Genomic DNA, 14,860 nt, shown 5'->3' on the forward strand with positions numbered 1-14,860 from the left:
AAACTCAAGAACTGGCGCCGAATTGCTACCCGCTACGACAAAACCCAAGAGTCACACCTCGGCTTCGTCAATCTCGTCGCCGTCCTACACTGGATACCCTTTGTCCACGAAACCTAGGCAGACCTATTCCCTTGAAACCGCTAGGCCCCATCACTTGCACATTTCGGAGCGTGAGAGGCTTACCAAAAACGGTCCCCCCCATTCTCGTAATCGTCGATATGCTGATGGTGGCAACGAGCATGTTGTGCTTATTCCAGTTGTCGACTTGAGCCAAAAACCACAAAACCTCGTTACCAGATTTGTAAGGTCTCAGTTTGTCCAGAAGGAAGGCACTTATTCCGGGCACGAATTCTTCAACAGAAGCATTTTTAATGTCTATTTCTACGCCATTTCGATCGATCGCCCTGGGAAGTGTGTATTTTTTGCTATTGGCGTCGATCGCTCTACGTATCCCCATCCAGCAACATTCGAGAGCCGATCTAAGGTTAAAACATGCATCGCCGATCATACAGAGTAGTTCGGGAAAAACGGCAATCACAGAGATGCTTTTATTGCTATTAGAATCGGTATCAATAGATCCTCGCTGAATATAATCATCAATAAGCATTGAAATATTAGCGTCTATATTTCTGACGTGTTGTTCGGCCCAATTAACTTTATGGACAGCGCTCTCAAATGAGAGGTCTGGTTCAGCGGAATCGCCGTTACTATTCTTGAAATATAAAGACATGAATAATTCTCGAGACGAAGTACTCCGCAAGATGCTGAGCACACTCACAACGCTGCACGACTAAGGCAAAAAGTCAAGCAAGCGACAGTGGCCGAAAACTTAAGCCTTCCGACAACGCTTCCCGACGTGGCCGACAGGCGCCCGCCCTTTGTAGTTATTAGTGGCGAGTCTACTCAGGAACGGTGTCGAGAGCGTGGTGCGGTCTGCCATTGGCGCGCCCCCAATCACACTTATCGCCAAAATCCCCCAGCCTTTCCCCTTGCCCTGCGCCGGGTCTTTCCCCCATCTAGGCAGGGAAATGCTTCGCCAATACGAACTTGTCGAACGTGTGCTGGCCTATGCCCCCCAGGCGGACGAGGCCATGCTCAATCGTGCCTATGTCTATACCGTGCAGAAGCACGGGACGCAGAAGCGCGCCAGCGGCGATCCCTATTTTTCCCACCCCGTGGAAGTTGCCGGATTGATGACCGAGCTAAAGCTCGATCAGGAAACCATCGTCACCGCGCTGCTGCACGATACGGTGGAAGACACGCTGGCCACGGTGGACGAGATCGAACGGCTGTTCGGCACCGACGTGGCGCGGCTGGTCGATGGCGTGACCAAGCTTTCCAAGATCGAGACGATGACGGAAAGCGAGCGCGCGGCCGAAAACCTGCGCAAGTTCCTGCTGGCGATGAGCGAGGATCTGCGCGTGCTGCTGGTCAAGCTGGCAGACCGGCTGCACAACATGCGCACGCTGCATTTCATCAAGAGCGAAGACAAGCGCCGCCGCATCGCGCGCGAGACGATGGAAATCTATGCCCCGCTCGCCCAGCGCGTGGGCATGTACGAATACATGCGCGAAATGCAGCTGCTGGCGTTCGAACAGATCGAGCCCGAAGCCCATGCCACGATCACCGGCCGCCTTTCCGCCATCCGGGCCGAAGGCGGGGGAGAGGTGGGCGAGATTGCCCTGTCGATCAAGCAGGCGCTGGCCGAAGCCGGCCTGCGCGTGGAAGTGGCCGGCCGGGAAAAACACCCCTATTCGATCTGGAAGAAGATGGCCGAGCGCCACGTCTCGTTCGAACAGATCACCGACATCATGGCGTTCCGCGTGCTGGTCGACGACGTGGCTGACTGCTACAAAAGCCTGGGGGTGCTGCACCAGACCTGGCAGATGATCCCCGGGCGGTTCAAGGACTATATCTCCACGCCCAAGATCAACGGCTACAGAAGCCTGCATACGTCGCTGATCTACAACAACGCCCGCCGCGTGGAAGTGCAGATCAAGACGCGCGAGATGCACCACCGCAACGAATACGGCCTGGCGGCGCACTGGGCCTACAAGCAGGGAGGCGAGCCCGACGAGCAGGTGGGCTGGCTGCGCGACCTGATCGAAATTCTCGATGCCAGCCACGATGCCGAGGAATTGCTCGAAAACACCAAGATGGCGATCTATCAGGATCGCATCTTCGCTTTCACGCCCAAAGGCGCGCTGTTCCAGTTGCCCAAGGGCGCAACCCCGATCGACTTCGCCTTTGCCGTTCATACCAACCTGGGCGCGCAGGCCGTGGGCGCCAAGATCAACGGCCGCCATGTGCCGCTGCGCACGCCGCTGGGCAATGGCGACGTGGTGGAAATCATCAAAAGCCGCAATTCCGAACCCCAGCTTTCCTGGTTGGGCTTTGCCGTGACGGGCAAGGCCCGCGCCGCCATCCGCCGCGCCGTGCGCCAGAAGGAACGCGCCGAAGTGGCCCTGATCGGGCGCAAGCTCTACGAGGAAATCGTGGAACGGCTTCCCACGCAAGTGGGCAGGAAAGCCTTGGCCGATGGGATCAAGCGCCTGAAATTGAATGGCGAGGAAGACCTCATGGTGGCAATCGGCACGGCCAAGCTGGACGATCGCCAGGTGATGGAGGCGCTCGTGCCGGGCAGCACGGCCAATTTCCCCGATCCCGAAGACTGGCCGCGCCAGCAACGCGCCATCGCCGTGCGCGGGTTGACGCCGGGCGTGGCGTTCAAGCTGGCCCAATGCTGCCACCCGGTGCCCGGCGATCGCATCGTCGGCCTGCGCCGCCCGGGCAAGGGCGTGGAAGTCCACGCGATCGACTGCGAAAAGCTGGCCGATGGCGTGGATGCCGATTGGATCGATCTTTCCTGGGACAAGCGCACCGACGGCGCGGTGGGCCGTCTCCGTGCCGAACTATTTAACCGGCCTGGTACATTGGCGGAAATGGCGGGAATCTTTGCCAAGAACCATGCCAACGTTGTCAACCTGGAAATGACCCAGCGCGAAAATCCGTTTCATACTTATCTGGTCGATCTGGAAGTGCGCGATCTGGCGCATCTCACCCGCATCGTCAGCGCGCTGCGCGCCAGCGATGCGGTGGCCCAGGCCGACCGGATCTGATGCACGGTCATGGTTGAGCGGTGACCGGGGTGGAGGTGACGGGCGCGGGGCGCACCGGCACGGGGGCGTTGCACAGATCGACCCCGCCCGCCGGGCGGATGTAGAACGGATCGCGCCGGTTGGCCCGCGCCGCCACGTAACGGGCAAAGCTGGCGCTGGCGGTGGACAGGTATTGCCAGGTGGGCAGGTCCGCCACCGCGCTGCCCAGGCGTACGCGCAGGATCGGCGTGCGTTCCTCGGCCTTGCGGTAGAAACCCATCGCGCCCGTGCCGCGCGGCAGGCTCGATAGCCATTCCATGCCGGCAATGACCCGGCCGACCACGGCAATGTTGCGATCAAGCTGGCGCGGGGCATCGCCGATCACGGCATAAAGCTCGGCGCCCGTGCCGCTGTCGGGCGGCATGTCGCGCCCCACACCCACCGTGCCATAACAATGCACCGGCCAGGTTTCGGGCGCCTTGCCCGGCCCGGTGGCGATCGGCCAGCCGCGATGGAAACGGCCGCCCGCGGCATAGATGCCCTCGCGCAGGCGCGGCCCATCCAGCGCGGGCGCCGCGCCGGCCGGCAGGGTATAGTCGCGCTGCGGCACCTTGCGCAGCCCCTGGGGCAGCGCGCGGGCCTTGCGCGGATCTTCGCCATTGGGATCGCCCCATTGCACGACATAGCCATCCTGCACGCGGTTGATCGCCGTACCGTCCCACCAGTGCGCGGCGGCCAGCATGCGGATATTGTCAACCCAGCCGCGCGACCAGGGCGCAGGCAGCAACTGGATGACAACCCGCCGCGCGCTGCCGTCCGTGCCCGGCGCCAGGTCCATCACCAATAGCTGATCGGCCGGAATGGCAACCCAATCCCCGGCTGGCGCCGCTGCGACGATCTCGCCGGGACTGGGCGCCACACCGGGTTCCACGGACAGCGCCGACGCCCCGGCAACAGGCGCGGCAGCAAGGCTCAGAAAGGCGGCATGACGCATCGACATTTTGCCGTTGTGGCCGCCAAACCCACCTTGCGCAACCCCGCCCGGCCCGCTAGTGCGCGCACTTCCAGTGCACGCGGAGCGGTGGCCGAGTGGTCGAAGGCGCTCGCCTGGAAAGTGAGTATACGTCAAAAGCGTATCGAGGGTTCGAATCCCTCCCGCTCCGCCAAGTCACTGTTTTCAGATACTTTTGACAGTCTCAACGACGCCGTGAAGGGGGCGTTCTGCTGCGTTTGCTGGCGCCGCGCGCGTTTGGTTCACTGCCAGCGGATCGGCCTTCTTCGCGCCACTCATCCGTGAAGTCATGGGCGAAACGGGCAAAGTCGCCGGGCTCGCGGCGAATGACCGGGCGCATGGCGGGATCGACGCCTTTCGAATAACCGAGCCGTGCGACAAGCCCGATGCTGGTCATGATTGCAGCGAGCGGGGCTGGCACGCCGCTGGTGATCGCGCGGAGGAAGAATACGGGCAACGATGGCCGGCGGACAAGGATTCTCCGGCCGAGCGCGTCCGACAGCTTCGCGGCGACGGCGGACATGTCCAGATCCTCAGGGCCGGTCAGGGCATAGGCACGGCCCTCGTGGCCCGGTTCTGTCAGCACGGCCGCCGCCGCCGCCCCGACATCGCGGGCATCGACATAGCTCGTTCGTGAACGGCCCGCCGGGCTCCACACCGTGCCGCGCGCGATCCCGTTGCGATAAAAGGGCTGCGTGGCGAAATTCTGCATGAAGTCGTTCGGCCGCAAGTGCGTCCACGCAAGCCCGGACCGCTCGATCTCCAGTTCCAGGCCGCGGTGCGGCAGGAACGTAAGGCGGTCCGCATTGCGGATCGAGAGGAACACGGCGTGCCGCACGCCGGCCACACGCGCTGCCTGAAGGACCTGCCGAAACCGTTCCCGGGCGTGCGGCAGGCCGGGCGGGAGCATCAGAAAAACCCGTGTGACGCCGACGAACGCCGGCCCGAACGTTTCCGGCCGCGCGAAATCGAACAAGCGCGTCCCGGGGACGCCCGCCCGGCGGCTGGCGCCAAGCACGTCATCGCGCGGCCCGAGCGCGGCGATCGCCGCACGGCCTACGGTTCCGGATACACCCAGGACGAGGATCATGATTGGGAAACTCCGTGCCTATGACCTGCGCCGATGATCTGTAACGCACGAGCGGTCCTCTCGGCACTACTCCGCGATGCCGGGGGTCGGACAGCGTACGTGCTCGATAGTGTTACTTGCCGATTGCGGCGATCACATGCTGCCAGGGCACGAATTTGAAATTCTGGGCGCGTGGTGCGTTGTTGCCGTCCTGGGCGACGAACAGTCCGCCAGGTAAAGCAGGGCCGAAATCGCCGAGCGCCAGCGCGATCCCGTCGGTCTCGGTGGTGCCGCCGAAACGGCCCAGGGCGATGCGGAAGCGGCCGCGTGGGGCGGCTGTGACCAGATCGAACAAGGCATAGGCATTGTCGCCCTGGCTCGAGGCGACCAGCGTGCCGCCGCTTTCACCCTCGGGCGCCAGCGCCAGGCCCTCGACATCGGCGGCAAGCCCGCTGGCTGCGCCGACCATCGCAAACGGCTGCGCCGCAAGCGTGTCGGCATGCAGGTCCACCTGCCAGATGCCGACATCTTCCTCGGCCACATAGAGCTTGCCCGTCCGGTCATCCACCACGCACCCTTCGGACTGGCTGGCGAATGTGACCGTGCGGCCGCGATGCGCTGTCAGGCGGCCGTCGCCTGCGACAAGCGGGCTTTCCGCGATGGTCCCGTCCTTGAGCACGACATAGGCCCGCGCCAGCTCGCCCGCCGCCATGGCCTTGCCCATGCAGAAGCCATACGCCTCGGCCGGCGCATGGCCGGGCGGGAGGAACGCCTGTGCGCCAAGCGGCGTCAGCTTGCCGGTCTCGCCATCGAGGCGGAAAAGCGCGATCTTCGGTTCGGCCGCATCGCTGCGATCGCTTGCGCCGACGAGAATGAACCCGGGGCTGACCTCGCGCAGATCCACATTGTTGAGCGCGCCGGCGGCAACGAAATCGCGCACTTCGCCATCGAGGCCATAGACATAGAGCCCCGCTTTCTTGTCGGTGCCCAGCACCAGACTGGCAGACGGCCTGGCGGCGTTACGCCAGATTGCCGGATCGTCGGCCGCATCGGCATTGATCGAGCCCACGGGATCGGTCTCTGCCGTGGCCCGGACATCCGCCGCGGCGTAATAGGGGCCGGGCGTCTTCCCGCCGTGGGCGCAGGCAGCCAGGAGAAGGGACGGGAGCATCGCTCCCATCCCCGCGGTAAGGCTCCGTACCGCCATCAGAAGTTGAACCGCACGCCGGCCGAATAGCGCCGACCGAAGCGCTCCCACTCGATCGTGTAACGGTCCGTCGAGCGGCCGGACGTTCCCGTCGCGCTCAAAAGGTTGCCCGGATCGGCATAGCGGCGGCCCGGATTGTTGAGCAGGTTCGAAGCATCGGCATAGATTTCGAAATTCCGCGTGATCGCATACCGTGCGGAGAAATCCAGTTCGTCGTCGGCCGCCCAGTAGGTATCCCCACCGTCGGTCAGATCGTCGGCATAGGTATCGAGCCACGCACTGCGGCGCTGGTACTGCAGGCGCAGCGAGAGGCCGTACTTCTCGTAATAGGCGCCAAGGTTGTAGATCCAGTCAGAGGTGCCCGGCAGGCGGACTTTGCGGTCGGGAACCCCGTTGACCGCCGGCTTTGTCACCCGGCTGTTGTTGTGCGTCAGGTTCGCGCTGATCCCGAAGCCGCCTGTCCACGCCGGCAGGCCGAGGCGTTCGGTCCAGGGATCGAGTTGCAGCTGCGCCGCCACTTCGAAGCCGTACAGGCGCCCGTTTCCGCCATTGGTGACCGAGCTGTAGATGTAATTGGAACGGTCGAACGTTGGCGTGTCCAGTATGTCCGAATTGAACGTGCGGCGTTCGGAATAGAGTACGTCTTCCACGCGCTTGTAGAACAGGCCCGCCATCAGATAGCCTTGCGGGCGGACATACCATTCGAAATAGGCATCCACGCCATAGGCTCGTTCCGGCTTGACCCGGGAATTGCCGGCGGAAATCGTCTGGTTGCTGTCGTCGACGACCAGGTTCGGGCGGATACGGTCATAATCGGCGCGGGCCGCGCCGCTGTTGAACGAGAGCCGCAGCTTCTTGTCCGGCGCCGCGTCGTAATTGACGTGGAGGCTGGGGAAAGCCATCGTCTGGCTGGCTTGCTCGGTGACGAGCCCCACCTGGCTGCCGGTGTTCTGTTCGGCCGTGCCGCGGTTCCTGATGTGCTCGACGCGCACCCCGCCCACGATCGAGCCCCAGTCATAGCGCAGCGTGCCCATGGCAAAGCCGGCATAGACCTGCTCGCGCACGTCGTAGTTGTTGCCGGTACTGGGGGTGAATTCGTAGTTGGCGCGCGCTGCGGCCGAAGCCTGGCGCATCTTGTTGGTGTCGAAGTACCGGAAGGTATAGCCCATCGGCAGATTGCCCTGGAACGGCTCGGCCGTCGAGAAACCGGCATAATCCGTCGAAATGCCGATGGTATTGAACTGTGCCGCAGTGGTCAGCGTGATCGCCCGTTCATCGACCACCTTGGTCCGCTGGTCGAACTGGAAGCCGGCCTTGAACGTGGCTTGCGCGCCAAGGAAGCGGGTGTCCTTCGAAACGACCAGGCGCCCGGTATAGGCCTTCGTCGTATCCACCGCGTCGGTCACGGTGAAGGACGACAGCGGCTTGGTAAAGCTGTCGATGGCCGTGACCGCGTCGCCCGCGGTAAAGCGCGTCGGATTGCTGAGCTGCACTGTGCGGTAAAGCTGCAAGGTGGAGCGGTTGGGATCGGTAAAGTCATAAGCCACGGTCGGCCGCGCCGTGCGGGTGCTCGGGCTGTTCCAGCTTGCTTCGCCAACGACCGAGCGATCGTCGATGGATTCGGTGTAGTTGCCCAGCCAGTTCAGCTTCCAGCCCTCACCGAAGCTGTGCGTACCTTCGAGCGAGTTGGTGAAGATCGACTGGCGAAACGCCCGCAGCGTGGAGCGCTGGCGGATGTCGATGCCGTAGACCGTGCCCTTGAGGGGGGTATTGCCCACGCAGACATCGGCATAGCCGCTCGTCGTGGGGGTGGGGTTGACGGCTGTCGAACAGGCAGCGGAGTTCGACGAGAGATCGCGTTCGCGATCGTCGAGGTCGAAGCGATAGTTGTCGCGTGCCTCGTCGTCCTTGAAGATCGTGTAGATCGAACGCAGCGAGATGGTGTTGTCCGGGTCCGGGCGCCAGTCGACCCGGCCGGAAACCGACCAGTTGCGCCGGGTCAGGCGATAGAGCTTGTTCTCCGCCTCGTGCGCCCAGAACCGTGTTTCATTGCCGGGGCGTTGATCGTTCGATACGCGCTCGTAGTCCGTCTCGAAATTGTCGGTGATCATGTTGCGTTCGAAGTATGTGCCCGAAAGCAGCACGCCGATCTCGCCATCACCGGCCTTGAACCGGTCGGATACGACCAGCGAGGTTTCGTACTCGCGCTTGTCGCCCAATTCGGCATAGCCGATGCCCGCCTTGCCCTGCAGATGCAGGCCGGAAAAATCGAACGCCGAACGGGTGACGACGTTGACATTGCCCGAAACCGTTTCACCCGGCATGTCGGGCGTAACGGCCTTGGAAACGATGACCTGCTTCGAAATTGCCGAAGGGATCGAGTCGAACCGCGCGTCGCGGCCTTCCGGGCTGACGACGTTGACGCCGTCGAAGCTGAGCGTGGTCCAGTAGTTGGGCGCGCCGCGAACACTGATATAGCGGGCCTGGCCCTGATCGCGCTCGACCGCGATACCCGGCAGGCGGCTTGTCGCCTGGGCGATGTTCTGGTCGGGCAGGCGGCCGACGCTATCTGACGACAGGACGGTGACCAGCGAATCCGAATTCTGCTGCACTCTGAGCGCGGCCGCTTCGGACTCGGCGATGGGACGCTCGCCGTTGACCATGATCACCGGGTTTGGCTCGCTTTCCATCGCCGGGTCAGCCGGACGCTCCTGAGCCAAGATGGTGACGGGCGACGATACCGCCGAACCGAGCAGGACAAGGCGAAGGATGGCACGGCTCTTGGCCGCGCCGCGAAAAGCAACATTCATGTAAGCCCCCTGAACCGTTTGACGGATAACCGCCCGGACACGATCGCCGCCCGGACACATGGCCGAGGGCAAAGCGTAAGTTGGAAGGCAGATCAGAGACTGTGTTACGGCAATGTTTCAGAAACGCCCGAAAGGGCAACGAACAGGCACAATCACTACGAATGAGACATAATTTATCACAATTCGGTTACCTGACGGAAAGAACGCAATTTCGCGCAATTCGTGAATTGGCGACTGCCATCGCCGCTGACGGACCGAATCGCCGTCTTGCGCCGGTCACCAAATAGACTGGCATCTCTGCGGTCGGTCGCGCTACAATGGCATGCGCGAGACGCGCTTGGCGCCGCGGCATCCAGGCCCTTGACTATCGATCCGGCAGCATCGGGGAATTGTGTGAACGACATCGATTACGGAGAACGCATCCTTGCGCCGGAACCACCCGTGGCCGGGTTGCAGCATGTCGTGGACGCGATCGTCGCGGTGGGCGGGCGCCTTGATGCGCGCGGCCTGGCGCCCGCGACGGCAGGCAACTATTCGATTTTGCTCGAAGACGGCAGCATCGCCATTACCGTGTCGGGTGCGCACAAGGGACGGCTTGATGGATCGCAGGTAATGCGGGCGGGGCGGGACGGCGCATCGCTCGACGGCAAGAAGCCGTCGGCCGAAACGCTGCTGCATTGTCTGGTTTACGACATCGACCCTGACGCCGGAGCGGTTCTTCACACTCATAGCATCGCGGGAACCGTGCTTAGCCGCGCGCTGGCCGGCCGGCCGGCGATCGTCTTCGAGGGCTATGAATTGCTCAAGATATTTCCGGGCACGGGCACGCACGCGACAGCCGTGATGCTCCCGCTAGTCGACAACAGCCAGGACATGGCGGCGCTGGCGGCCGAACTGCGGCCTTTGCTGGCGGCGCAGGCCCCGCTCATCCCAGCTTTCTATATCCGTGGGCATGGCCTCTATGCCTGGGGGCCGACTCTCGATGCGGCCGAACATGTCGCAGAGGCGTGCGAGTTCCTGCTGAGCTGTGCCTGGGAGGAAACGAAACTCAAGGGAGCCTGCCAGTGACACGGTTGATGCGGTACGACGATCGCGCGCCCTTTGCGCAGCAGGAGCAGCAGCACGATTTTGCCGCCATAGCACAAGCGCTGGCGTCGGCCGGCGTGACGCTCGAGCGCTGGACGGCGGATGCCGATCTGCCAGGCGATGCGGACGATGCAGCGATACTCGCGGCCTATGCTGCAGACGTGGAACGCCTGAAGCAGCGCGGCGGCTACCAGAGCTGCGACGTGTTGCGCATGCGGCCCGATCATCCTGACAGGGACACGCTCCGCACGAAGTTTCTCGAAGAGCACGTCCACGACGATGACGAAGTGCGTTTCTTCGTCGAGGGAAGCGGGCTGTTCTATATCCGCGGCGGCGGCTCGGTTCATGCGCTGGAATGCACCGCCGGCGATCTGATCGTTCTGCCCGCCGGCACGCGCCACTGGTTCGATACCGGCCCCAGCCCGAAATTTACGGTCATTCGCCTGTTCGTCACACCGGAAGGCTGGGTGGCGCGCTATACCGGGGATCGCATCGCCGGGGCGATCCCGCAGTATGAGGGCGCGCAATGACCTTTTCCGGCGGCCCGCGCGCCATTGTCACCGATATCGAAGGCACGACGTCCAGTATCGCGTTTGTCACCCAGGTGCTGTTTCCCTATTCCCGTGCCCGGCTGGCCGATTATGTGGCGGCGCACCCTGCGCAAGTTGCGCCCATCCTCGATCGGGTGCGGGTCGAAACGGGCGATCCGACGCTGGACGAGGCACAATGCGTGGCGCTGCTGCTTGAATGGCACTACGCCGACCGCAAGATAGGCCCGTTGAAGGACCTTCAGGGCCTGATCTGGGCAGAGGGTTTCGCAGCCGGCGTGCTGCAGGGCCACGTCTATCCTGACGCTGTCGACGCGCTGCGCCGCTGGCATGCCGCCGCCATTCCGCTTTATATCTATTCGTCGGGATCGGTCGCGGCGCAGAAGCTGCTGTTCGGGCACAGCGAATATGGAGACCTGACGCCGCTGTTTTCCGGTCATTTCGATACGACGGTCGGCGCGAAGCGCGAAGCGGCCTCCTATCGCGCCATTGCAAATACGCTCGATATTCCTCCGCACGATATTCTGTTCCTTTCCGATGTGGCCGAGGAACTCGCGGCCGCGCAGGAAGCGGGTATGGCGGTCTGCCTCGTGGTGCGAGACGGCAATATGCCCGACGGGCCATTTCAGGCGGTCCGCGACTTTTCCGGGGTTCTTGCCGATGGAGCTTTCGCGTGAGGATGGACGGGATCGGCACGCGGTCCATCTGGCTGGAACCGGACGGCTGGAGCGTCGGCATTTTCGACCAGCGGCGTCTGCCGTGGGTGATCGAGCGGCTCGTGCTGCGCACTATGGATGAGGCATGGCACGCCATTGCCGACATGGCGACGCGCGGCGCCCCGCTGATCGGCGCGGTGGCGGCCTATGGCCTGGCGCTCGCTTTGCGTATCGATCCCTCGGACCGTGGGCTGGCAGCCGCCTTCGCGCATCTGGCCGGTGCCCGTCCGACGGCGGTCAACCTCGCCTGGGCGCTCGCGCGGGTGCGGGCGCACGTCGCGCCACTGCCGCCGGAGCAGCGCGCGGCGGCGGCTTATGCGGAAGCGGCGCGCATCTGCGACGAAGACGTTGCCATGAACCGCGCGATCGGAGACGCGGCTCTCCCGATCCTGCGCGATATCGCAGCGCGCAAGGGCGGGGCGCCGGTCAACGTGCTGACCCACTGCAATGCCGGCTGGCTCGCCACGGTCGATTGGGGCACGGCAACCGCGCCGCTCTATCTCGCGCACGATGCGGGGATGGCCCTGCACGTGTGGGTCGATGAAACCCGCCCGCGCAATCAGGGGGCGCTGACCGCCTTCGAACTTGCCCAGCACGGCGTGCCGCACAGCTATATCGTCGACAATGCCGGCGGACTGCTGATGCAGCAGGGGCTTGTCGATCTCGTCATCGTCGGGACGGACCGGGTGACGGCCAACGGGGATGTCTGCAACAAGATCGGAACCTACCTCAAAGCGCTCGCCGCCAGGGCGCACGATCTTCCGTTTCTCGTTGCCTTGCCCACAAGCACTTATGACCCCGATACACCCGACGGTCTTTCCGTACCGATCGAAGAGCGCGCGGCCGATGAAGTCACGTTCGTTGCCGGCATGATGGCCGCCAGCATCGGCCAGGTTGCCGTGACCCGATCACCGGTCCGCAATCCCGCCTTCGACATTACCCCGGCCGCGCTGGTTTCGGCCTATGTCACCGATCGGGGCGTTTTCGACAATGCGGCAGCGTTGGCCGAGGCAATGCGCCGTTGATTGCCGTGCCGGCATCAAATCGCAGATACCGCTCATCAATCCAGACGGTCTTGCAGATAGACAGGTTATGTATTTCCGATGCAGCACCGACCAGGCGCCGCCAGGCGTTCCGCGTGTTGCGCAGAGTGGCTACCATTCGGCAAAGCTGCCGTCGGCGTGACGCCATACGGGGTTGCGCCAGCGGTGCCGATCCTTGTCGATGGCACGAACCGCGGCCTCATCCACATCCACCCCTAGCCCGGGGCCGTCTGGTATCGTCAGAAACCCGTCCAACGGGGTGATCACGCTCGGATCGGTCACGAAACTGAACAGGTCGTGGCCCTGGTTGTAGTGAATGCCGAGCGACATTTCCTGGAGAACGACATTGGGCGTGCATGCCGCCAGTTGCACGCAGGCCGCCAAGGCCAAGGGTCCGAGCGGGCAATGCGGCGCCACCGCGATATCATAGCTTTCCGCCATGGACGCGATCTTGCGGCATTCGCTCAGCCCGCCGGCGTGGCTCAGGTCGGGCTGGATGATATCCACCGCGCCGCCCGCTAAAAAGGGTTTGAAATCCCACCGTGAATAGAGCCGTTCACCCAGGGCGATCGGTGTGGAGACCAGATTGGCGATGCCGCCCAGAGCTTCGGCGTTTTCCGAAAGCACGGGCTCTTCGATGAACAGCAGGCCCAGCGGCTCGACCGCTTTGGCCAGTTGCTTGGCCATCGCGCGATGCACCCGTCCGTGGAAATCGAGCCCGACGTCCACACCGGCCCCCTGCGCGGCTTCCACGCGCGCGACCACGTCGGCGAAATGCGGTGCGGCCAGATAGTCGACTTCGGCCGTCGCGTTCATCTTGATTGCCGAAAAGCCTTGCGCCTTGCGGGCGGCGGCAGCCTCGCCGATGTCATCGGGCCGGTCGCCACCGATCCATGCGTAGGCGCGGATCCTTTCGCGCACTTTACCGCCCAGCATTTCATGCGCCGGCAAGCCGTAGTGCCGGCCCTTGAGGTCCCACAGCGCCTGATCCAGACCTGACAAGGCCGACATCAGCACCGGCCCGCCCCGATAGAACCCGCCGCGATAGGCGACTTGCCAGATATCCTCGATGCGCAGCGGATCGGCGCCGAGAAAGCGATCGCGCAGCGCGGCGAACGCGCCATCGACGGCTTCGGCATGGCCTTCCAGGCTCGATTCGCCCCAGCCGAAAGTGCCATCCTGCGCCTCGACGCGAACGAACAGCCACCGCGGCGGCACGAAAAAGGTTTCTATCCGGCTGATTTTCATTTTCTGGCACTTCGCGGCTGGTAAATCGGATGCGCTATAATTATAAGATAAATCTGCTGCATCAAGCTTTCCCTGCAGTGCGGGTTGGATTATCGCCTTGCGTGGCGGACAAGCCAGCCGGAAGGACATGCGATGAGTTGGAGCGAGGGTTATCTTGCGGTCGATTGGGGGACGACGAACCGGCGCGCCTATCTGGTCGACAGTACGGGTGGCGTTCGCGATCAGTTCGAAGACGGCCTCGGGGTAACCGCGGTTCCCCCCGGCGGGTTCGATGCCGCCGTCGCCGAGATTCGTCAGCGGCTTGGCGATTATCCGATGCTGCTTGCAGGAATGGTAGGATCGAACCGCGGCTGGCGCGAGGCGCCCTATGTCGCGTGCCCGGCGGGAACCGATGCACTGGTGCCGGCGATCGTGTGGGTCGAGCCGGATCGCACCGGGATCGTGCCTGGCCTGTGCCAGAACGACCCAGCCGAGGCCGACGTGATGCGCGGCGAAGAAGTGCAGATCCTGGGCGCGATGGCGGGGGCGCTGGCGCCGCAGGACGGTCTGGTCTGCCACCCCGGCACCCACGCCAAATGGATCGTCACCGCCGGCGGGAAAATCACCGCGTTCCGCACGATGATGACCGGGGAATTGTTCGGCTTGCTGACCAAGCACAGCATTCTGGCCGATCTGATCGGGGGAGCGGTGACTGCCGGCCCGGCATTCCTGTCAGGCGTGGCAGACGCGTTTGCCGGCAAAGATGCATTGTCGGGCCTGTTTCGCATCCGCGCCCGCCACTTGCTGGGTATCGGCGCCGGAGACGAGGCGTCCTATGCCAGCGGCCTGCTCATCGGCGCCGACGTCCGTGGCGGGCTTGCGCCTGGCCTGGGCGGCGATCAAGTGGTGCTGATCGGCCGGCCGGAGCTTTGTACACTCTATGCCGCTGCCTTGCACCATGCCGGGCATCGAACCGTATCCGTCGATGGTTCCGCCGCCTTTCTGGCCGGGATCCAGCAACTGGTGGAGCGCCTGTGACCGAGT

Annotated in this window: 12 protein-coding genes and 1 tRNA gene; 7 read left to right on the forward strand and 6 right to left on the reverse strand. The window is 63.6% G+C overall.

Going from position 1 to position 14,860, the window contains the following annotated elements:
- Window positions 1–67: 67 nt before the first annotated feature.
- Window positions 68–730 (reverse strand): hypothetical protein, encoded by a 663-nt coding sequence (locus AC3EDY_RS15430; RefSeq protein WP_488573388.1) that lies wholly within the window; start codon window positions 728–730, stop codon window positions 68–70.
- Window positions 731–1,028: 298 nt separating this feature from the next.
- On the opposite strand from AC3EDY_RS15430, the gene AC3EDY_RS15435 reads away from it, so the two are divergent.
- A complete protein-coding gene (locus AC3EDY_RS15435) occupies window positions 1,029–3,119 on the forward strand; it encodes a RelA/SpoT family protein (RefSeq protein WP_488573389.1) in 2,091 nt (696 codons plus the stop codon).
- Between the two features lie 7 nt (window positions 3,120–3,126).
- Here the strand turns inward: AC3EDY_RS15435 and AC3EDY_RS15440 are convergent, their stop codons facing one another.
- Complete coding sequence (locus AC3EDY_RS15440) at window positions 3,127–4,092, reverse strand: peptidylprolyl isomerase (protein ID WP_488573408.1); 966 nt, start codon at window positions 4,090–4,092, stop codon at window positions 3,127–3,129.
- Window positions 4,093–4,173: 81 nt separating this feature from the next.
- Here AC3EDY_RS15440 and AC3EDY_RS15445 point away from each other — a divergent pair.
- A tRNA-Ser gene (locus tag AC3EDY_RS15445) sits at window positions 4,174–4,264 on the forward strand.
- 30 nt (window positions 4,265–4,294) lie between these two features.
- Here the strand turns inward: AC3EDY_RS15445 and AC3EDY_RS15450 are convergent.
- The 3 genes from AC3EDY_RS15450 to AC3EDY_RS15460 all read right to left on the reverse strand — a co-directional run bounded on the left by AC3EDY_RS15450 (window position 4,295) and on the right by AC3EDY_RS15460 (window position 9,196).
- On the reverse strand, window positions 4,295–5,200 hold the full coding sequence (locus AC3EDY_RS15450) for an NmrA family NAD(P)-binding protein (RefSeq protein ID WP_488573390.1): 906 nt from the start codon (window positions 5,198–5,200) through the stop codon (window positions 4,295–4,297).
- A gap of 112 nt (window positions 5,201–5,312) precedes the next feature.
- Entirely contained in the window at window positions 5,313–6,350 is a 1,038-nt protein-coding gene (locus tag AC3EDY_RS15455; RefSeq protein WP_488573391.1) for a phytase, read from the reverse strand.
- A 35-nt stretch (window positions 6,351–6,385) separates the two neighbouring features.
- Window positions 6,386–9,196, reverse strand: a complete 2,811-nt coding sequence (locus AC3EDY_RS15460; protein WP_488573392.1) for a TonB-dependent receptor — start codon at window positions 9,194–9,196, stop codon at window positions 6,386–6,388.
- A gap of 441 nt (window positions 9,197–9,637) precedes the next feature.
- Here AC3EDY_RS15460 and mtnB point away from each other — a divergent pair, with 441 nt between their 5' ends.
- From mtnB to mtnA, 4 genes are read left to right on the forward strand one after another with little or no spacing between them, the layout of a single operon-like run.
- A complete protein-coding gene (gene mtnB, locus AC3EDY_RS15465) occupies window positions 9,638–10,264 on the forward strand; it encodes a methylthioribulose 1-phosphate dehydratase (RefSeq protein ID WP_488573409.1) in 627 nt (208 codons plus the stop codon).
- The gene (locus AC3EDY_RS15470) at window positions 10,261–10,812 is read left to right on the forward strand and encodes a 1,2-dihydroxy-3-keto-5-methylthiopentene dioxygenase (RefSeq protein ID WP_488573393.1); all 552 of its coding nucleotides are present in this window, start codon (window positions 10,261–10,263) and stop codon (window positions 10,810–10,812) included. The genes mtnB and AC3EDY_RS15470 overlap by 4 nt, the downstream gene beginning before the upstream one ends.
- A complete protein-coding gene (gene mtnC, locus AC3EDY_RS15475; RefSeq protein ID WP_488573394.1) occupies window positions 10,809–11,507 on the forward strand; it encodes an acireductone synthase in 699 nt (232 codons plus the stop codon). Before AC3EDY_RS15470 ends, mtnC begins: the two co-directional genes overlap by 4 nt.
- Entirely contained in the window at window positions 11,504–12,571 is a 1,068-nt protein-coding gene (gene mtnA, locus AC3EDY_RS15480; RefSeq protein WP_488573395.1) for an S-methyl-5-thioribose-1-phosphate isomerase, read from the forward strand. The genes mtnC and mtnA overlap by 4 nt, the downstream gene beginning before the upstream one ends.
- A 129-nt stretch (window positions 12,572–12,700) precedes the next feature.
- Here mtnA and dgoD read toward each other — a convergent pair whose 3' ends face one another.
- On the reverse strand, window positions 12,701–13,837 hold the full coding sequence (gene dgoD / locus AC3EDY_RS15485; RefSeq protein WP_488573396.1) for a galactonate dehydratase: 1,137 nt from the start codon (window positions 13,835–13,837) through the stop codon (window positions 12,701–12,703).
- Window positions 13,838–13,969: 132 nt separating this feature from the next.
- Between dgoD and AC3EDY_RS15490 the strand changes: the two genes are divergently transcribed.
- Entirely contained in the window at window positions 13,970–14,854 is an 885-nt protein-coding gene (locus tag AC3EDY_RS15490; protein ID WP_488573397.1) for a 2-dehydro-3-deoxygalactonokinase, read from the forward strand.
- Window positions 14,855–14,860: the final 6 nt, after the last annotated feature.

Source organism: Novosphingobium sp. DS6-6 (assembly GCF_057784975.1).